This is a genomic window from Tindallia californiensis, from assembly GCF_900107405.1.
GTDB lineage: Bacteria > Bacillota > Clostridia > Peptostreptococcales > Tindalliaceae > Tindallia > Tindallia californiensis.
The window spans coordinates 66,646-87,133 of sequence record NZ_FNPV01000005.1 but is presented as its reverse complement, the minus strand read 5'-3'; the positions used below and the strand labels follow the sequence as shown (position 1 = coordinate 87,133).

At 38.0% G+C, this 20,488-nt stretch carries 17 protein-coding genes and 1 other RNA gene; all 18 read right to left on the bottom strand.

Going from position 1 to position 20,488, the window contains the following annotated elements:
- Positions 1-4: 4 nt before the first annotated feature.
- Positions 5-1,039: a low-specificity L-threonine aldolase gene (gene ltaE / locus BLV55_RS07990; RefSeq protein ID WP_093313140.1), complete on the bottom strand. Its 1,035-nt coding sequence runs from the start codon at positions 1,037-1,039 to the stop codon at positions 5-7.
- Positions 1,040-1,053: 14 nt separating this feature from the next.
- The gene (gene orr, locus BLV55_RS07985) at positions 1,054-2,130 is read right to left on the bottom strand and encodes an ornithine racemase Orr (protein ID WP_242870073.1); all 1,077 of its coding nucleotides are present in this window, start codon (positions 2,128-2,130) and stop codon (positions 1,054-1,056) included.
- Positions 2,114-3,499 carry a GlmL-related ornithine degradation protein gene (locus BLV55_RS07980; protein WP_093313136.1) on the bottom strand — a complete coding sequence of 462 codons (1,386 nt, stop codon included), beginning with the start codon at positions 3,497-3,499 and terminating at the stop codon, positions 2,114-2,116. The genes orr and BLV55_RS07980 overlap by 17 nt, the downstream gene beginning before the upstream one ends.
- Entirely contained in the window at positions 3,489-5,699 is a 2,211-nt protein-coding gene (gene oraE / locus BLV55_RS07975) for a D-ornithine 4,5-aminomutase subunit OraE (RefSeq protein WP_093313134.1), read from the bottom strand. Before oraE ends, BLV55_RS07980 begins: the two co-directional genes overlap by 11 nt.
- Positions 5,699-6,061, bottom strand: a complete 363-nt coding sequence (locus BLV55_RS07970) for an ornithine aminomutase subunit alpha (protein ID WP_093313132.1) — start codon at positions 6,059-6,061, stop codon at positions 5,699-5,701. Before BLV55_RS07970 ends, oraE begins: the two co-directional genes overlap by 1 nt.
- A gap of 70 nt (positions 6,062-6,131) precedes the next feature.
- Positions 6,132-7,547, bottom strand: a complete 1,416-nt coding sequence (gene ortB / locus BLV55_RS07965) for a 2-amino-4-oxopentanoate thiolase subunit OrtB (RefSeq protein ID WP_093313130.1) — start codon at positions 7,545-7,547, stop codon at positions 6,132-6,134.
- Positions 7,540-7,845, bottom strand: a complete 306-nt coding sequence (gene ortA, locus BLV55_RS07960) for a 2-amino-4-oxopentanoate thiolase subunit OrtA (RefSeq protein WP_093313128.1) — start codon at positions 7,843-7,845, stop codon at positions 7,540-7,542. The genes ortB and ortA overlap by 8 nt, the downstream gene beginning before the upstream one ends.
- A 10-nt stretch (positions 7,846-7,855) precedes the next feature.
- Entirely contained in the window at positions 7,856-8,902 is a 1,047-nt protein-coding gene (gene ord / locus BLV55_RS07955) for a 2,4-diaminopentanoate dehydrogenase (RefSeq protein WP_093313126.1), read from the bottom strand.
- A gap of 73 nt (positions 8,903-8,975) precedes the next feature.
- Entirely contained in the window at positions 8,976-10,391 is a 1,416-nt protein-coding gene (locus BLV55_RS07950) for a sigma-54 interaction domain-containing protein (protein WP_093313124.1), read from the bottom strand.
- Between the two features lie 34 nt (positions 10,392-10,425).
- Positions 10,426-11,670 carry a serine hydroxymethyltransferase gene (gene glyA, locus BLV55_RS07945; protein WP_093313122.1) on the bottom strand — a complete coding sequence of 415 codons (1,245 nt, stop codon included), beginning with the start codon at positions 11,668-11,670 and terminating at the stop codon, positions 10,426-10,428.
- A 30-nt stretch (positions 11,671-11,700) separates the two neighbouring features.
- Complete coding sequence (locus BLV55_RS07940) at positions 11,701-12,177, bottom strand: SoxR reducing system RseC family protein (RefSeq protein ID WP_093313120.1); 477 nt, start codon at positions 12,175-12,177, stop codon at positions 11,701-11,703.
- 117 nt (positions 12,178-12,294) lie between these two features.
- Positions 12,295-12,470, bottom strand: a non-coding RNA gene (gene ssrS, locus BLV55_RS07935) — 6S RNA.
- 76 nt (positions 12,471-12,546) lie between these two features.
- Positions 12,547-13,752 carry a M20 family metallopeptidase gene (locus BLV55_RS07930; RefSeq protein ID WP_093313118.1) on the bottom strand — a complete coding sequence of 402 codons (1,206 nt, stop codon included), beginning with the start codon at positions 13,750-13,752 and terminating at the stop codon, positions 12,547-12,549.
- Positions 13,753-13,823: 71 nt separating this feature from the next.
- Positions 13,824-15,614 carry an aspartate--tRNA ligase gene (gene aspS / locus BLV55_RS07925; protein ID WP_093313116.1) on the bottom strand — a complete coding sequence of 597 codons (1,791 nt, stop codon included), beginning with the start codon at positions 15,612-15,614 and terminating at the stop codon, positions 13,824-13,826.
- 14 nt (positions 15,615-15,628) lie between these two features.
- Positions 15,629-17,116, bottom strand: coding sequence for a coproporphyrinogen dehydrogenase HemZ (gene hemZ / locus BLV55_RS07920; RefSeq protein WP_093313114.1), 1,488 nt, complete (start codon positions 17,114-17,116; stop codon positions 15,629-15,631).
- A gap of 41 nt (positions 17,117-17,157) precedes the next feature.
- On the bottom strand, positions 17,158-17,778 hold the full coding sequence (locus tag BLV55_RS07915; RefSeq protein WP_093313112.1) for an MBL fold metallo-hydrolase: 621 nt from the start codon (positions 17,776-17,778) through the stop codon (positions 17,158-17,160).
- Positions 17,779-17,809: 31 nt separating this feature from the next.
- On the bottom strand, positions 17,810-18,259 hold the full coding sequence (gene dtd / locus BLV55_RS07910) for a D-aminoacyl-tRNA deacylase (protein ID WP_093313110.1): 450 nt from the start codon (positions 18,257-18,259) through the stop codon (positions 17,810-17,812).
- 19 nt (positions 18,260-18,278) lie between these two features.
- On the bottom strand, positions 18,279-20,459 hold the full coding sequence (locus tag BLV55_RS07905; RefSeq protein WP_093313109.1) for a RelA/SpoT family protein: 2,181 nt from the start codon (positions 20,457-20,459) through the stop codon (positions 18,279-18,281).
- Positions 20,460-20,488 lie beyond the last annotated feature (29 nt).

Here is a 20,488-nt window from a genome sequence, read left to right as displayed (position 1 = left end):
CCTTCTAGCTTTTTAGTATTTGACTTATCCGTATAACCGCTTCTTCTATCTCTTCCATTGACACATCTTTATGTGTTACAAAGCGTATCATTTCTTCGTTTCGAGCATTTGTTAATACGCCCTTTTTTTCCATGGCATCAACAAGTTCAAATGCTGTCCATCCTTCTACTGCGATACGTGCATTAACAATATTTGTATGCGTGTTATCGATACTTACATCAAAATGACCAGTTTCATAAAGAGATTCTACTAAAACGGCTGCATTTCGATGATCTATTTTAAGCTGTTCTGTCATTTCATTTAATGATATAATTCCACAAGCTGCAATGATTCCTGCCTGACGCATGCCTCCACCCAGCATTTTTCTAAGCTTACGGGATTTCTTAATAAACCCACTGCTTCCAACTAACATACTTCCCACAGGCGATGAAAGTCCTTTCGATAAGCAAAACATGACCGAATCAACAGACTCTGCAATTTTTCGCACATCTTTATTTAAGGATATGGCGGCATTAAAGATTCTTGCTCCGTCCAAATGTAATGGTAAACCATGTTTTTGACCAATAGTCTGTACCTCTTGCATGTTTTCAAGGGAGATCACTCGTCCACCCGCCATATTATGTGTGTTTTCAAGGCATATTAGTCCTGTTTCAGGAAAATGTATATTGTCAGAGCGTATTGATTTTTCGATATCTGTTGCAAGCATTTCGCCTCTATTCCCATGAATAGTTCTTGCTTGAACTCCTGCAATTCTTGCTATTCCCGCCACTTCATAAAGATAAATATGAGAATTTGCTTCCAAAATGATTTCCTGTCCCGGACTGGTATGAGCCATTACCGCAATAAGGTTGCCCATTGTTCCTGTCGGAACCAGCAAAGCCGCTTCTTTTCCAAGTTTATCCGCCGCTAATTTCTCCAGTTCATTCACTGTTGGATCGTCTCCGTATACATCATCGCCTAAAGGAGCTGACGACATGGCCACCAGCATTTCTGGAGTTGGCTTCGTTACGGTGTCGCTTCTTAAATCGATTGTTTTCATTGTTCCGTCTCCTCCTACCCAAGACCTCCGCTCACTAACTGAGTGCTTATATATGGACTAGTTGTTAATGCTAACATAGCGCCATAACTTAACGTAAATTTAAGCTCTGAGCCAATGAAATATTTTTTTTCCGCATCTGTAATATCCAAAATCATATGATCGCTGCTACTTCCTAAAATATCAACTCCTGGTTCTATGCATTTCACTGGATGAGTAGCAAAATCCTGCTTCCCAACGGCTACAATGGCGCGTTTACGCATTCCTTTATCTTCAAAAATGGGCTTTCCTCCAAAGGCATCCATTCCAATTTGTCCTATGGGCACCGTAGGCTTTTCTCTGATTTCTACAATCTCTGCCACTAACTGAAAAGCATCATAATGCATATCTGGTATTTTTTTTCCATAAGCACTTTCTGTACCCATAAGAATTGATTCCCCAATTCTTAAGTTGGTAATTCCTTTTGGCATTCTTTTTTCCATCATTAAATAAACACTACTACTATTGCCACCACTGATGAATTCTAGGGATTGTCCCATATCTTTTTCGATTTTTTGGGCTAAATCAATTAGCCGCCCTAAATTCTTTTCATCAGGAATAACCGCTCCAAAACACGTTAAGTTAGTTCCTAGTCCTACAAGAGATATGTTTTTTAGCGACTTTATCTGGCGAATCATTGCCATCAATTCAAAATCATCCATAATACCTTCCCTAAGATCACCTAAGTCTATCATTAAAATCACCTGATGGGTACGTCCTTGGATGTTTGCGGCTTCATTTAATGCTTTTAAGGTTTTTATTTCTGAATTCAGGCTGATATTTGCGTACTTAACAACAGTTTCTGCTTGGCTGATCATCGGTAGTCTAAGAAGCATCGTTCGAGCATTTAATGTCCGTAGTTTTTTTAGATTTTCGATTCGAGAATCTGCCAGAATACCAATGCCTCCTTCAACAATAGCTGCCGCTACCTGAGGAATGGCGCAAAATCCTTTGGTAACTGCTGCTGGAGTAATCCCATATCCCTGTGTCATTTTACTTATTTGTTTTGCATTGTGAGTTAACTTATCTGTGTGTATCTCAATTCTTGGATTCACTTTTTTCAGCTCCATTCCAGTCCATGCTCTCTTTCATAAGATGGTAAGCAGCTTCTGGATATTTTTTTGACAGAACTCCCAAAGAAGCCATAATATAATGATGATCTAGCAATACGGTTGCCTCTTCTGTTGGCATCATCTTATTCTTTTGATTGGAATACAAAATGCTTTTTAGCATCTTTTTCCCATGGGGTAAGCGAGTTAGTGCACCACCGGTTCCAATTACATAACGAATTCCAGATAAATCTTTCCCCTCCGCCACCGTTGTTTTACCACCGGGGCCATAGAGGTTACGAATGTGGCCTGCATGACGTTGAACCGATATTTTAACAGCTTCCTGAGCTAATCGTTCTGCAAAACGAATTTCTTTATCAGTTCTTGGAATTGGAACATGACTTTCTACCATTTGTTCAATATCAAAATCCATTTCTTTTTGAAGTTCTTCTTTTCCGATCAGATCAAGAATGTTCTGCATATTAATGTATACGCCTAAGTCTCCCTCAACTGTTCGTTTTGCCACTGGTTCCGGACTAAGAAGAATTCTATTAATTTCTTCACTTCCTTCTGTAACTGAATGAAGGTCAGTTGTTGCACCTCCAACGTCAAAGGCAATTAAATCTCCCATTTTTTCTTTTAGTAATTTGGCCGCTTCCATAACAGCTCCAGGTGTTGGAATAATCGGTCCATTCACCATATCTCTTACCTGTTTCATTCCGGGAGCATGGATAATATGTTCTTCAAATACATCCTGAATAATTTTTCTTGTTGGTTCAATGTTAAGATTGTCAATTTGAGGATAAACGTTTTCAGCAATATATAGCCGACTATTCGTATCTTCAAAAATAAGTCGTACTTCTTCTTGATTTTCGATGTTTCCAGCATAAATAATGGGAACATTAAGATTTAAATCAGCAATTTTTTCTGCATTTTCAATGGCTGTATCCTTCTCACCATAATCAACGCCACCAGCGATTAAAATAATATTAGGTTTTATTTCCTGGAGCTTTTTAAGATCACTGCGACGCATTTTTCCAGCCGTAATCTGATGAAGGTTTGCTCCCGCTCCCAGAGCTGCTTCTTTTGCAGCCCGAACAGTCATATCATAAACCAACCCATGAACAGTCATCTTTAATCCACCTGCCGCGCTGCTGGTAGCAAGCATTTCCACATAATCAATGGATTTTTCATTCAGGTTTTGGGCTAAATCATCAATAGCGCCCTGAAGGCCGATGCGAACATCGCCCTCCAGCACGCTTGTTGGTGCTTGTCCTTGCCCAAGAAAGGAAGGTGTACTGCTATCAATTTTATTAAAGGCATTTACTACTGTCGTAGTACTTCCAATTTCGGCAACTAAAACATCAATCTTCATTTTTCATCTCTTCCATTCTTTTAACCAGGAACGTCGCAACATGGATTCCTTTGCTTCCACGTCCAAATCCAGCGTCTACACCTTGTTTTACAGCAATTTCAGGTGTTACCTGCGTTCCTCCGGCTACCAAAATCACTTTATCCCGAATCCCTTTTTCAATGCATGTTTCATGTAGTTTTTTCATATTTTTATAATGTATTTCATCATGACTGATGATCGTAGAAGCTAAAATCGCATTGGCATTTAATTCGATCGCTGCGTCTACTAGTTTTTCGATTGGTACAGAAGTACCGAGATAATGAGTATCGATACCATAGGCTTCGATACCACCATGTTTAATATCGATAATTTCTCTTAGTCCGACTGAATGCTCATCTTCACCAACGGTGCCAGCAACAATTCTCAACGGATTTTTCTCCACTGCTTCACGTATTTGATCTTCTGACATAATTTCCGGCTCTGGCGGAATTACCAAGTCATTTTCATCAATAGTAAAGTCTACTTTTCCTTTTAGTTCAACACGGGTTCCTTCCGATGGATGCATCATTTCCCGATGGATTACTTCTACTTCTTTCAAATTCATCTTTTTTGCAAATTCAATAGCCGCATACTCAGCAACACGTTTTGATTTTGGAATAAACATGTTCAGCATAACAATGCCGTCACCAAGCCATTCCATTTCAGGCTTTATTTTTGATGTATTGATCAGATCTTTCTTTTCTTCTAAACGAACATGCACATTATCACTTTCATCTAACTCATCAATAAATATAATTTTTTCCGGTTTTTCTAAGGTGCATCCATTGATGAGTTCAGAGGGATTATTCACTAATGAGGAATCATACTGAGCAATATTATTATAACCAAAATGAGCTGTAACAGGAGCTAAATAGTCTTCGTCTCTCTCGTAGACCGTACCGTAGCCTACACCGCCATCCATTTTTCTTGCAATGCCATCACCGTTACGTTCAGGATAATGACCTGAATCAACAAAAAACCCTTCTTGCACTGCTTGGAAGTAGCCACCAGCTTCCAGCACTTCTTCCATGAAAAGCACGGCTCTTTCTTTGATTTCACGGCTTCTGTCATGTAAGTAGCCGTCTTCTTTGAGCTGAATCATGCTCATTAAATCATCCATTCCTACAAAAGCTTGTTTTGCCGTATCACAGGCTTCGATATTGTAAATATGCCATGGGACATTCCGGCCTTCGTCCGGAGTAATTGTAGATTGAATATCGGCACGGGTAAGCCTTGATATCAGAAGGTTAAGTGTATGTGTTACAGTGGCTTCACGAGTGGAGGATTCAATGTATTTCGTATTCATTTGAGCCCTCATTTTATATTCCTTAAATAACTGTCTTAAGGCAACTGCATAAGGAAGATCCAGTTTCATGCTTGGTGCAGGTGGTGCCGTGGGAGGTACTGTCGATAGGCAGATATTTTCTTTTTTCATACCTACTTTAACAGAATACATAGAGTTCAATGCATGTTGCACTAATAATTCAGGCATTACCTTCCAAGCTTCCCTAGCCGTTGCATTGGCATTATGAGCTCCATCAATCTGTGCAATATCTGCCCAAACCATTACTTTTTTTGCTTCTGCTGCATCAACAAAAGACCTTACCATGTTGATATTACGATATAACACATTGTACTGTGGATCCTGGTGAGCTCCGTTAACGCCTTCTTCTGCAAACATAACAGATATTTCCGGTCCGGCAACACCACTAATATAAGAATGGTAGTTCAAAGGACGACCTACTTCTTCTTCGATGTAATCCAAAGCTTTACGTTGTGCCCTAACTTGTTTACGTGTGATGGGAATTCCACCAATACCTTGAGGTGTGCCTTCAATCAATCCGTCAAAATGACTTTGACCAGCTGTTCTAATAACCATTAAATGATCAGCACCGTGCCATGCAGCCATCCTCATTCGTCGTATATCATCTTCAAATCTACCAGAAGCTATCTCTGTTGTAATTACGCAATCAGGTTGCGGATCAATGTCACCAAAGTATTTTGAAGAGGGAAGTGGCACGCTGTTTTCTAAAGGTGTAGAACTGTCTTGATACGTAAAAGGCCCCATCTCAAGATCTTTCTTTTTCTCTCGCCAGGTCCATCCTCTACGTTTTGGTCTGTAATTTTCCAGGTCTTCTAATAGATGTTGGATATCTAAATGTTCATTTGGCTTTAAATCCATTATTTCCCCTCCTTAAACAAGGATATGGCATCTTCCCAAAGATTTCCTTCTGCCAATTGCAATCCTACTTCTCGAATATCCATCTTTTTTTCTTTCGCTACCTTAAACACTATGTGACCGGCTCCTTTTCCCATAAGACCACGATCCATAACACCTTCAACGATTGATTTTGCTTCCATGCTAGAAAAACCCATTCTCAAAAGAACTGATCTTTCGATAGATGGGGATGTGTTTTTCTCTGCTAGATTAATCATAGGGTCAACAATTTTTTCGGCTAACTGCCAAAATCTCAGCTCTAATTCTTCATCTGATAAATCTTTTAAGTGTTTACGTCTTTGTTCAAAATCGTCAGCACGTTTCATCAGTTCACCTCATTTTCATTATTAATCGAGGCGGCTTGTCGCCGCCCCTTATTTTACTTGTATTATATCATTATTTTACCTTGATTCCCAAATCCTCTAAATGCTTTTCTACAAATTGGTGATTTGAATTTGTTTCTGTTACCAAATACTCTATATCATCCTGTGTTACAAATTCGGTATTGGATACGGCATTTTTTATTAATGAACGTCTTAATTTGTCCATATCCACCTCTTGTGCTTTTAATAAGGATAATTTTTCTGGTAATATAATATTTTTTCCTTTTTCTTCTTGCTTAGGATCCCCGAAAAAGATCTTAATTCCGTTTTCTCTGGCGAAAGTCAACTGAGCATTAATGTGTTTTCCTGCTCCTGTATACTCCGTTTCCTGAACAACGATGGTCTGATCTTCATCCATTTCCTGAGCGACACTAAAGGCCGCTGCTAAAGCCGTATTTCCCGCCGGCCCTCTTTCCAGTCCTTCCATTTGTGCCAATAGTTCTGTCATTAAAAAAACTTCGCCTTGATTCACTAAAACATATCGATCCATATAACGAAGAGGTCGAGCGGCAGAACGAGGTACATCGGAGCGGTCCGGATTGGTTGCAAATGGCATTCCAAAACCCGTATGCCCTGTAGTAAAGGATTTACGGTTAAACTGATCATCGCTAGCCATATGAAGGCCTGTTAAATCTACGCTGGCGGCAATGATTTTTGTGTTTTCAGCCCCGGCTTTCATTAGGCCTCTTGCTGTTCCCGTTAAGTTTCCACCACCTGCATTTGTACAAATAACCGCATCTGGATCACGTCCTTCACGCTCTCGGAACTGCATGGATATTTCATACCCTAATGTTTCGACACCTGCGATGCCAAATGGCGTATATAATGAAGCATTGAAATATCCTGTCTCTTCTAATAGTTTCAAGAAAACGTAAAATAGCTCTGGGCCGACAGATGTCTGTACAACTTCCGCACCGTATGCTTCACATTTTCTTGCTTTTTCAATAATTTCTGGTTGTCCTACATATTGACTATCATAGCATTCTTGTACAATAATACATTTAAGACCATGCATAGACGCCTGACTTGCTACGGCTGCACCATAATTGCCACTGGTAGCTGCAATAACACCTTTGTACCCCAGTTTTTTAGCATGATAAACCGCATTTGCCGCACGACGGGCCTTGAAGCTTCCAGAAGGATTGGAGGCTTCGTCTTTGATAAAGATCCTAGCGCCTTTACCAGTAGGTGCATACTTTCTTGCTAATGCTGTAAGGTTTTTCATTTCTAGTAAAGGAGTATTCCCTACGCCTGATTGACCTTGTATTTCTTGCATTTCTGATAAGGTATAACCTGTCTCTTTCATCATTCTTTCATAATCAAAGCCTACGCCTTCTGATTCAAACGTAGCATAGTCTATGCCTACAGAATCTTTCATGATTTGAGGTTTTCGATTCATGACAGCTTCATAGCTAAAATCCTTACTCATGATCTTCACCTCCCCACAGTTCTTGTCTTCCCATTTTCCCTATTTCTAAGAGTTCTGGTACAAACGCACCAAAATCATGGTTATAGCAAGGTTCTACTTCCATCACCGTTCCTTTTACCAATCGACCAGTCAGCGTTTTAATCGTAGCAATCTCATTGATTTTAGCATCTTCCTGCAGATAGCCTTTGGCCCACATGATCAACGGCACTTTTTTTGTGTCTTCAGGGAGTTGCGGCGCTCGATGTCCAGACTCTAGTATTGTATCCTGAATTTTAACCCAGGTCCCTTTTTTAATCACAATATCCCTCCTATTTTTCGATCAAATCTCTCATATCTCCCATGATTGCACGTGGAACAGGTAGATCTAACATCGTTTTAAGTCCTGCACGACTATTGATAACATGAGGAATCATATTCACTGCCATTGCAATGGTTCCAGTACCTCCTGGTATTTCTGGCTGAATAGACATATTGATATCAGGATTTCCACGAACCCAGATATAGTCTCCCGTTTCCTGTCCTTCAAGATGAGGATGAATTTGTTGTGGATGCTCCATATCGATTTTAATTACGCCATCTTCTTCTCCAGTTGCACAATGACGGCATCCGGCAACATTTCCTGACTCTACTTTAACATGATCCGTTTCTCTTTCCACATTGCTAATGATTGGCTCTCGAGTTTCCTCGATTTTATCGATTTTGAATCCTAAACCATCTCCAACCATTCGAATACTTTCTGGAAATCCTACGTGACCAACGACAGTTCCGTCTGATACGCCTTTTGTAAATACTTCTTCTGTAAGACCAACCCCCTGTCCTTTCATTACCGTTCCACCAAATGGCGATAAATCATTGACACGTGAAGCTTTAATAAAGTCAACTTCTTCACAGGTTCCAGTTAGGGCTAACACCAGCAAGTCAAGAACAAATCCAGGGTTAATGCCAGTACCAAGTATTGTAATATCATTTTCTTTCGCTAGTTTATCCATTTCTTTTGCTAACTCAGGTTCCTGAGCTTGTGGATAAGCCATTTCTTCTGCAATAGAGATGATATTAATTTTATTTTTTGCTACTAAACGAATTTTGTCCATCGTGTCTTTTGTATGAGAGTCAGTTGCAATCAAAACAACATCAGCACTTTTTTCTTTAACAATTGACTCAATATCATCTGTGATATAAATTGGTGCTCTATCACCACGTTGCAGGTCTAAAACGTCATAAACATCTTTACCTACAAAGCTTGGATTTCTACGACATACACCGACGATATCAACACCACGTTTGTTTAATAACATTTTTGCCATCCCACTACCCATTGCACCAAAACCCCAAATAATCACTTTAATATTTTCCATCATAAAACCTCCTTATTTGTTTTGTTGCTTATTTATAATGCAACTTTCATGCCAAGAAGGAGGTTTTATGGTATTATACTCTTATTTTTTTAATTTTATGTTGCAGTGTTTGTCTTTTAATCCCAAGTTTCTTGGCTGCTTGACTTATATTTCCGTTGGTTGTCGCTAGAGCTTTCTTAATATACGTAAATTCAATTTTTTCCACTAACTCATTTAAGGGCATCCCTTCGCCAACATCAAAGTGCAAACTATTTTGCTTTTCCGCAAAATTTTTCTCAGTCTCACGAAATAAGTATTCCGGGAAATCTTCTTTACTTAGTTCATCTTCTGACAAGGTTAGATTCATAGCCCCTTCAATAGCATTTTCCAATTCTCGTATATTCCCAGGCCAACCATACTGTAAAAAAGCTTCCATGCATCCTTTTTCAATGCGTTGAATGCATTTGTTTAGAATAGAATTGTGTTTCTCAATGAAGTAATTGGCCAGCAATTCGATGTCTTCTTTTCTTTCCCTTAAGGGTGGAATAACAATATTAATGACATTTAGTCGATAAAAAAGATCTTTCCGAATGATGTTATGATAGAGCAAATCTTCTGGCGCTTCATTAGTTGTGGCTATTATTCTTACATCAACTGGTATATCTTTCAAACCGCCAACTCTTCTTACATAGCCTTCCTGCAACACTCGGAGCAATTTTGCCTGCAGGTTTTTTCCCATAGAGTTTATTTCATCCAATAAGATCGTCCCACCATTTGCTTGTTCAAAAATTCCCGGTCGATCAATTGCTCCTGTAAAACTACCTTTTGATGTTCCAAAAAGAATGCCTTCTAGTAGAGATTCTGGAAAGGCGGCACAATTTTGTGCAATAAAAGGCTGACTCTTTCTTTCACTATCATAATGAATCCCTTGAACAAAAAGTTCTTTTCCTGTCCCTGTTTCTCCAAAAACCAGAACACTGGATGAAGATTTCGCAGCCTTTTGAGCCATTCTTAAAGCTTTCAAGAAATTAGGACTACTGCCTTTCAGGCTTTCAAAGGTATAAAAAGTAATTTTATTTTTTTTCTGTGTTGAAACTGGATTGGTCAGACTTTGTTGTAAACGCATTATTTCGTCAGACAATTCTTTTATTTTAGTAATGTTTCTAGCAATCTCTACCGCACCAATAATTTCATCGTCATAGTATAAGGGTATCGTAGAATTAATGGTTGTAATCCTTTTTTTCTGTTTATTAAGATATACCTGACTCTGGTTAAGGATAGGTTTTTCTGTTTTCAGTACATTTAGCAGAGTACTACTTTCACTATCCAGATCCGGAAACATATTAAGGAATTTTTGACCCATTACTTCTTCTATCGTCATTCCCTCTAGCTCCGCCATCGCTTTATTATATAATATTGTAAAACCATTACCGTCTATGACATGAACGCCTTCATCAATCGATTCAAGAATCTTATGCAGAATTGTCATCAGCACATTTTTCGTTACCATGACATCCCTCCCTTGACGATTCAATCATTAGAAATCAACACGTTGAAGATTCATAAAGGCTATATTGATTACTGAGTTCAGCAACTTTCTTTTGAACGGATTCTTTTTGGTCAGGGTTATCAATAATCTGAGCGATGCATTCCGCAATTACTTCCATTGCATCTTCCTTCATACCTCTCGTTGTAACGGCAGGTGTTCCCAGGCGGATACCGCTCGTAACAAAAGGACTTTCCGGATCGAAGGGAATCGTATTCTTGTTGCAGGTGATATGAACTTCATCCAGAAGCTTCTCTGCTTCTTTTCCAGTAATGTTTTTATTCCGTAAATCTACTAATAATAAGTGAGTGTCTGTTCCATCTGAAACCAGTCTAAAACCATGTTTTTGAAGTGATTCACCCAAGTGTTTAGCATTTGCTAATGTTTGCTGTTGATATTCTTTGAATTCTGGAGCCAAGGCTTCTTTGAAAGCCACTGCTTTAGCTGCAATAACATGCATCAGAGGACCACCCTGAATACCCGGGAAGATTGATTTATCAATCATTTTTGCATATTCTTTTTTGCATAGGATCGCTCCACCTCTAGGTCCTCTGAGGGTTTTATGAGTTGTCGTAGTGACAAAGTCGGCATAGAGGCAAGGATTTTGATGAAACCCGGCTGCAACCACACCAGCTATATGTGCCATATCTACCATTAAATAGGCTCCTACCTTATCAGCAATATCACGAAATTTTTTAAAGTCAATTTCTCTCGGATAGGCACTGGTACCTGCCACTATTAATTTCGGTTTCTCTTTTTTTGCAATTTCAAGGACTTGATCATAATCTATACGCTGAGTTTCTTCGTCCACTCCATAATCAACAAACTCGTAATAGCTTCCTGACATATTCACAGGACTTCCGTGAGTTAGATGGCCTCCATGAGAAAGATTCATCCCCAGCACTTTATCTCCTGGTTTTAAGATAGCAAAGTAAACACCAAAGTTTGCGCCTGAACCGGAATGCGGTTGTACATTAGCATGTTCTGCATTAAAAAGCTGTTTCATTCGATCTCGTGCCAGATTTTCTGCAACATCTACTTCTTCGCATCCTCCATAATAACGCTGAGCAGGATAGCCTTCTGCATATTTATTAGTAAGTTGGCTTCCCATAGCTTCCATTACAGCAATGGAAACAAAATTTTCAGATGCAATTAATTCAATATTATTTTTTTGTCTATTCGTCTCTTTTTGAATTACCTCATAAATCTCTCTGTCTTTGTCCTTCAGGCATTCAATAATCATTCTCATTCCCCTTTCACTATTTCTTAGTTTTTATTTGTTTGTTTCATTTTCATCCATAAGAGCTGCAGCTATTTCTTCAGGAGTATCAACAATATCAACAATCTGTGGTAGCATCTTTTCTTTGAAGCTCTTTTTTTTCTCACTACGATTTAATATCAAATAGGCTAATGCCGTGAACAAAAAGGCTATGATAGCTGTTAATAGTTCTTGAAATTCCCCAATACCTATGGCTTCAAGAAAAACATGACCCACCAACACCCCAAAAATCAAAAATAACAGAGGTATCATATACATCATAAATGCAGCCGATAGAACATGTTGATTATCCATTTCAACTTCAACCCAGTCACCTTCTTTAGCCATCAAAGGATTTAGTGCCTCCAGTTCAATAGGTTTCTCTGTAGCACCCATTTTACAAGCATTGCAGCCAGCACAACTGGAATGACGTTGCATCTTTACTTTGGCTGTGTCATCCATTAATTGAATGATTTGACCGCATTGTTTCATTTTTTGTTTCTCCTTTCAGCCATCTAACCATTTAACTGTATTAAGGCAAAACATTCCCTTATTGTCTATCAATATCCTGTTTAGGATAAAAAAAAACCCTCAAAAAGGGATTATTAGATATCACCCGCCATGCCGTATGTCGACCGTTTTGACCCTGCTTTCGCAGGTGGGTACTCTGTCTGAAGTTTCTTAAGTCCTCTGTTGAGGCATATATTCCACCACAGAACGCCAAGTTCCCGATGTATTAGTGTTGGCTCAAAACTAAGCCGAAGCTACGCACACAGCAGGCTATCTTTGCTATTATGTTATCATAATTGCCGTTATTTGACAACAATAAGCGGTTAGTTATACCTATACCTTTAGGTTTTATTACGTTAGAATTTTCTTTAGATAATCATAGATAACTTCTGACGTCTTCACAACACTTTCTAAGTCAACATATTCGTCAGAGGTGTGAAAATTGCCACCTTCCGGGCCAAAAACATAGGTAGGTAATTTTGCCCGACTTCCCAGATAGTTAAAATCTCCTATGCTAGGAAAGTAATCGATAATCGGTTCAGTGCCTGTAACTTCACGAATACTCTCTTTAATCGTTCTCGTATATGGGTTGCTCTCAGACACAGTATAAGGATGAAATCCTCCGTTTTCAGGATGAGGAGCATCTCTGAATTTCATCGAATAGGTTCCTTTCAAACCTGCTTTTTTAGCAGCTTTATCGACTTCATTTCGTAAATAACTAAGATCTTCGCCTGTTACGGTATGTCTAAACACGGTAAAGCTTGCTTTGTCTGCAATACTGCAAGCTGCTCCTCCACCATTAAAATCAATAACAGCTATTGAGCCTTTTCCCAGTTTGGGATCTTCTTTTAACTCCGTTTCTTTTAACGCCATCATTAGCTTCGCTGCCTCTTCAACAGCATCAATGCCTCTTTCAGGTGTTGCTGCATGAGCACTTTTTCCGTAGGTGGTAACCGTATACACCCATCCACCCCGTGCACCTAAACAAAGGCATGGGAATGGATTTCCAGAAAAAGTTCCGCTGGGTTCTGTTATTATTGCCACATCTGCGTAATCTGTAATACCGTCCAAAAGCAAGGCATCTGTTCCCAAGCCATAAGGGCCTTCTTCATCAGAAACAAAAGTATAAAGAATTTCACCGTTGAAATTTTCGACCGTATTAACAAAGGCTTCCACTGCCATCATAATGGCAACACAGCCAGCTTTCATATCTACTGATCCAACTCCATATAGTTTTCCGTTTTCTACTTCAGCACCTAAAGGATCTTTTGTCCAGCCTTCACAAATTTCCACGCTATCTAAATGTCCATTAAGTAATACATGTGGCCCTTCATCTTGACCTTTCATTCTGCCAACGACATTGATACCTCGAAAATTGGTTACCTTTTTTTCATGATACCGATGATACATAGCATCCATTCCACGTTGCTTTAACCAATCGTGTACATATTCCATAATTTGTTTTTCTTGAAAATATGGGCTATATATTTTCACCATATCTTTAAGAATTTCTGTTGCGCGTTCAAGATGGATATATTGACCAACTTCTTTTTTCATTTCTATTCTCATCCCCTTTCCCGCTGAGCTTATCTTTTTATACTTTCATTGTAACAGACCCTCATTATCTGTCAATTGTCGATAGAAGGTAAATCTGTTTTAATATAAAGTTCTTGCAATTGCCTTTGGTCAGCTGTAGAAGGTGCATCTGTTAGTGGGCAGGTTGCGTTTTGAGTTTTTGGAAAAGCGATGACTTGTCTGATATTTTCTTCGCCTGCTAAAATCATTGCAAGCCGATCCAGACCAAAGGCTATTCCACCATGCGGTGGAGTTCCGTATTGAAATGCATCCAATAAGAATCCAAATTTTTCTCTTGTCTCTTCTTCTGTAAAGCCTAAAGCCTTAAACATATCTGATTGTAAATCGGAAGAGTGAATTCTGATGCTTCCTCCTCCAATTTCATAACCATTCAGCACAATATCATAGGCCTGAGCTTTTACATTTGCAGGGTCTGATGTTAATTTTTCAATATCTTCTACTACCGGTGATGTAAAAGGATGATGCATTGCTACATAACGTTTTGTTTCTTCATCATACTCTAATAAAGGAAAATCTGTAATCCAAACAAATTGGTACGTATTTTTATCGTAAAGATTAAATTTATTTGCTATGTCTACACGCAGATGACCTAAAGCTGCTGCAACTACCGAGGGTTTGTCAGCAACGAATAGTAAGATATCACCATTTTCTGCTTCTGTCTTTTGAAGAATAGATTGGATTTCATCACTGCTGAAGAATTTTTTTATTGGTGCATTGACATCGTTATCTATTTCTACTTTCATCCAGGCTAATCCTTTTGCCCCATATGTTTTTGCGATGTCTTCAAGTTTGCCAATATCTTTTCGGCTAAGGTTCTCTGCCTTACCATCTACTTTGATGCACTTCACCTGTCCTCCATTATTCACTGTGTCAGAAAATACCTTGAATCCACAGTTTGCCATAAGATCAGAAAGGTCTATTAGTTCCATTTCAAATCGGAGGTCCGGCTTATCAGAACCGTACTTTTCCATCGACTCCTTATATGTAAGCCTTGGAAAAGGCAAGGATAGTTCCACACCTTTAATTTCACTAATCATTTTCTTTAGCATACGACTGTTTAGTTCAATAACATCTTCCTGATTTACAAAAGACATTTCGCAATCAATTTGAGTAAATTCCGGTTGGCGATCCGCCCGTAAATCTTCGTCACGAAAACATTTAACAATCTGAAAGTAACGATCCAAGCCGGAAACCATTAACAATTGCTTAAATAATTGGGGAGATTGTGGCAGCGCATAAAATTTACCAGCATTTACTCTGCTGGGAACAAGGTAATCTCTAGCACCTTCCGGTGTTGGTTTTGTAAGAACGGGGGTTTCCACCTCTATAAAAGCTTCATTTGATAAAAAGAATCTAACAAAATTAGAAATTTTTTGTCTTAATAAAAGATTGGCTTGCATCGATGGTTTTCTTAAATCTAAGTATCGATATTTCAACCTTAAACTTTCTGAAACTTCATCGTCATCTTTAATGTAAATAGGTGGTGTTTGTGCTTCGTTGATAATATCTAATGTTTCAGCATAAACTTCGATAGTTCCCGTTGGCATATTAGGATTTTCAGATGTTCTTCTTTCTACTTTTCCACGAACTGTGACAACATATTCTGAACCTATTTTTTCAGCTTCCATGAATGCCTGTCTGGAAATATCCTGGTCACAAATGATTTGAATAATTCCAGTTCGATCTCTAAGGTCAATAAATATAAGGCCTCCAAGATCTCGACGCTTTTGTACCCACCCATACAAAGTTACCGTTGAGCCAATATCTGATTCACGAAGAACGCCACACATATGACTCCTATTATGATATTTTTCTATTGCCATGCATCTTCACTCCTTTATAATTGATCTAGTATTTGTTCCCATTTTTCTCGTTGCAAATGGAGTCGATTTAAGTACACTAGAATGTCTTTTATTCCAGGAACTCTTTGTACTCTGTTTTCTTTTGGAAATATCAATTTTGAAACGGCACCTGCTCCAATTCCTAATACCGTCTGAATTTCTTCCATCATTAAAATATTATATATTGAAGCTTTTCCTTTTTTTGCAAACCCAACATTCTCCATGTTTGCTAACATTTGTTTCTGTCGATATAAATAATAAGGTTCCAGTTTTTCTATTACTGCAAAATGATATACCTGCTCCATCACGTTTCTTGCTGCTTCATCCACCCATTCAAATTGATAGTTTCGTTGTCTTAAGCCTGCATTTTTTTTCATCGCTAGGGCATGAACGGTTAAACTTTCTAACTCCAATGGTTTCAATAAATATAATGTATCAAGAAATTTATCCGGTGTTTCTCCGGGTAGGCCCATAATAACATCAACATTAATGTTCTGATGACCAAAACGAATCGCCGATTCATATACATTAAAAAAATCCTGCACGGAGTGATGACGGTTTATTCTTTGCAGGGTTTGATCATGAAGTGTTTGTGGGTTGATGCTAATTCGATGAATTGGATAATCAGCCAAGAGTTTAAGTTTATCATCATCTAGTGTATCTGGCCTACCTCCCTCAAAGGTGATTTCATTGATCTTCTTTAAGTCCCACAAAGTATTAAGCTTATTCAAAAAACCTTCTAATTGACTACAAGATAGAACAGAAGGTGTTCCTCCACCAATATACAAACTCTGAATTTCTTTGTTTCTTTGCTTAAGCCCCATCAAAAGGATTTCCATTTCCTTAAATAATCCTTCTAAATATTTATCTACTATTGGATCCTCTTTCGACTTTAGTGATTGTGATGCAAATGAACAGTAACTGCACTTGCTCGGACAGATTGGAAAATTGATGTAAAGGCTGATATTATCTTCTTTTACGGGTAATACGTATTCATTTTGAAGAGTGGCCATTTCAGTAATTAATGTTGCTTTTTCTTTTTTCATCATTGTTTCTTCCATAATCATCTTTATGGCATATTCTTTACTTGTAAATCGACGTAATTTTTCATGTGCAATTTTTACTGGTCTGACGCCTGTCAACATTCCCCAGGATAAATTTGTTGGAAACCATAATTGTAAACGGTCATATATCATTCTCTTGAGCTTGTTTTTTTCATTTTTTTTCTGTTTTATCAGATCGGTTTCTGTTTTGAAGGTGATTGTTTTATTCTCTTTTGCTTTTCCTGTTATCTCAATCATTATTTTTGTGTTGTTTTCATCATATCGTGTGCGTATGCACACCTTTATTTCAGCAGAAAAGACCTTTTCCTTTTCTTCTGATTTTTGAATCACTTTAAAGTCTTGATCCGAAAGAAATAGTCGAGTCATTTCTCGCAATTCATGTACTTCTGATGTTTTTTCTACAATAATTAATAGCTTCATTAGCCGTTCCGTCCTTTAGAAAAAAAGCATATTTCTTTCTGTTACTGCAGATGAGGATTTCTTGTTTTTTCTAATTTTATCGTAGTATCAGGTCCATGCCCAGGAAATACTCTTGTTGTTTCATCTAAGACTAGCAACTTATTTTTGATTGATCCTAGAAGCTGGAAGAGGTTTCCTCCTTCTAAATCAGTACGTCCAATAGAATGCATAAACAAAGTGTCTCCTGAAAAAAGCATCTTATCGGCTAACAAGCAAATGCCACCTTGTGTGTGCCCAGGAGTATGAATAACATTAACAGCTGAGTTTCCAAGCTCAATAATATCTCCATCAGCCAGAAAGTGATCTGCCGAAATTTCGACCACATCGCCCATCATCGCTGTGAAATTTCGTTGTCCATCTTCGATCATAGAGGCATCTTTTTCATGAATATAGATAGGAACTTTTAATTCTTTTTTTAATTGATTAAGTCCTCCAATATGATCGCCATGTCCATGAGTCAAAACTATTTTGCTTATCTTCCAACCATTTTTATTTGCTACTGCCATGATTTCTGTAGCCTCTCCCCCCGGATCAATAACCATACATTCACCAGTTTTATTATCCACAATGAGATAGGTATTTACTTGTAAAGGGCCTGTAATTATCTTTTCATAAGAGAACATGTAGTTCTTTCCTCCTTTTCAAATTTTTTTGTTAAAAGTTTTTCGCACTGTCAATTAGCATGGTTACGGGACCATCATTAACCGACGAAACTTCCATGTGAGCCTGAAATACTCCCGTTTCAACCTTCACGCCTTTTTCACGACAAGTTTCAACAAACTTTTTATAAAATCGATCTGCTTCTTTAGGCTCTTGAGCATCTGTAAAACTTGGCCTTCTACCCTTACGACAATCTCCCCATAATGTAAACTGTGATATACATAAAATTTCACCTTGAATATCTATAAGAGACTGATTCATTTTTCCTTCTTCGTCCTCGAAAATTCGAAGATTTACTATTTTCTCAGCCATGTAGTCAATATCTTTCTCTGAATCTTCTTTTCCGACCCCTACATATACTAAAAGGCCATGCGAAATAGCACCTACTACTTTATCATCAACGGATACACAACTTGATTTTACTCGTTGTACAACTGCTCTCATTAGTGCTCCTCCCTATTATCTATGTTTTAACCCGAAAAACGTCTTTAACACCTTCCAAGCTTTTTAGTGTCTTGCGGAGTTTTTCTAATTCTTCTGTACTGTTAATTTCTACCACCAAATTCATAGTTGCTGTATGTTCCTTATTATTTGTTCTTGCATTCAGAGAGTTCACAGCAATCTTATCATCGGTTAAAATTTGTGTTATTTCTCTTAATAAACCTTTACGGTCAGTTGCATTTACCTGAATCTCTGCCTGAAACTCTATTTCAGTGTCCGAGTCCCAATCAACTTCTATGGTTCTTTGGTCTTTTTCAGGACTCTCCATTAAACTTGGACAATCTTTTCGATGAACTGATACGCCTCTTCCTCTAGTTATATAACCAACGATATCATCGCCAGGAACTGGATTACAGCATTTAGAAAAACGTATCATTAAATTATCTACCCCTCTAATACTCACACCGGAACTTTTTGTTCCAGTTTTTTTCTTTTCAACTTCTTTTTTAGGAGAAATCGGAATGTATTTTTCTAACTCTTCTGCTGGAACCTGGTTTTTTATATACTCTCTGATTTTGGGTGTCACCTGAGCCAATGTGATGCCACCATAACCAATGGCAGCGTAAAGATCTTCCGCACCATGCAAACTCATTCGATTAGCAATGGCGGTAAGTGGTTTTTCTTTTAAGGCTAAGGCTACGGGAACATTCATTCTTTTCACTTCTCGCTCCAACATATCTTTTCCTTTAGATATATTTTCATCACGCCGTTCTTTTTTAAACCATTGTTTTATTTTTGTCTTTGCTTGAGAACTTTGAACAATTTTAAGCCAGTCTCGACTAGGGCCATTACTATTTGTAGAAGTCAATACTTCAATAATGTTACCATTCTTTAATTTGTAATTAAGAGGTACAATCCTACCGTCAACTTTCGCTCCTACGCATTTGTTTCCTATGTCGCTATGAATTTTATAGGCAAAATCAATCGGTGTTGAACCTGCCGGCAAATCAATTACTTTACCTTTGGGTGTAAATACAAATACTTCATTGGTAAATAAATCAATCCGCAAAGATTCCATGAATTCCGCCGGATCTTTTGTCTCTTTTTCCCATTCCATCATTTGACTTAACCAGGTAAGTTTTTCATCTATATTGGTTCCTTCATCTTCTCCACTTTGTCCTTCTTTATATTTCCAATGTGCAGCTATTCCAAACTCGGCAATATTATTCATTTCATAAGTTCTTATTTGAATTTCAAAAGGCTCTCCTTTAGGGCCAATAACCGTAGTGTGTAAAGATTGGTACATGTTGGGTTTAGGCATGGCTATATAATCCTTAAATCGTCCTGGAATTGGCTTCCAGATTGTATGAACAACGCCTAACACACCATAACAATCCTTTATATTATCTACTAATATTCTAATGGCCAGAAAGTCAAATATTTCTTCAAAAGCTTTCCCTTGATTAACCATTTTCTTGTATATACTATAAAAATGTTTTGGTCTTCCAAATATTTCGCTATCAATACTGAAGTCAGTTAGTTTTATGTGTAAGTCTTTAATAATAGAATTAATAAAAGCTTCTCTTTCTTCTCTTTTTTTAGCCACTTTATCTACCAGATCATAATATCCTTGTGGATCAATATAAAGGAGGCTTAGGTCTTCTAGCTCCCATTTGATTTTAGACATTCCTAGCCGGTGTGCTATCGGTGCAAAAATTTCCAGAGTTTCTCTTGCTTTTTCTTTCTTTTTATCATCACTTTGAAACTTAAGTGTTCTCATGTTATGAAGTCTATCAGCAAGCTTTATTAATACAACGCGAATATCTTTTGCCATTGCTACGAACATTTTACGTAAATTTTCAGCTTGTTTTTCTTCTTTTGACTCAAAATTCATTTTTGTTAATTTTGTTACACCTTCAACTAACTCTGCGATTTCTTCACCAAACTCTAGCTTCATTGCTTCATAACTGTTCGGCGTATCTTCCAGTACATCATGCAATAGTCCTGCTGCAATGGTACTACTGTCCATCTGCAGCTGGATTAATATTTTTGCTACTTCTACAGGGTGAGAAAAGTAGCGATCACCAGATTTTCTGTACTGCCCTTCATGGGCACTTTCAGCAAATTGATAGGCACGTATAATCAATTCAACATCACAGTTAGGGTTATGTTCTTCAATCATCGTAATTAAATTTTCGAGCATGATGTACTTCACCTACCTTTCAAGAAAAA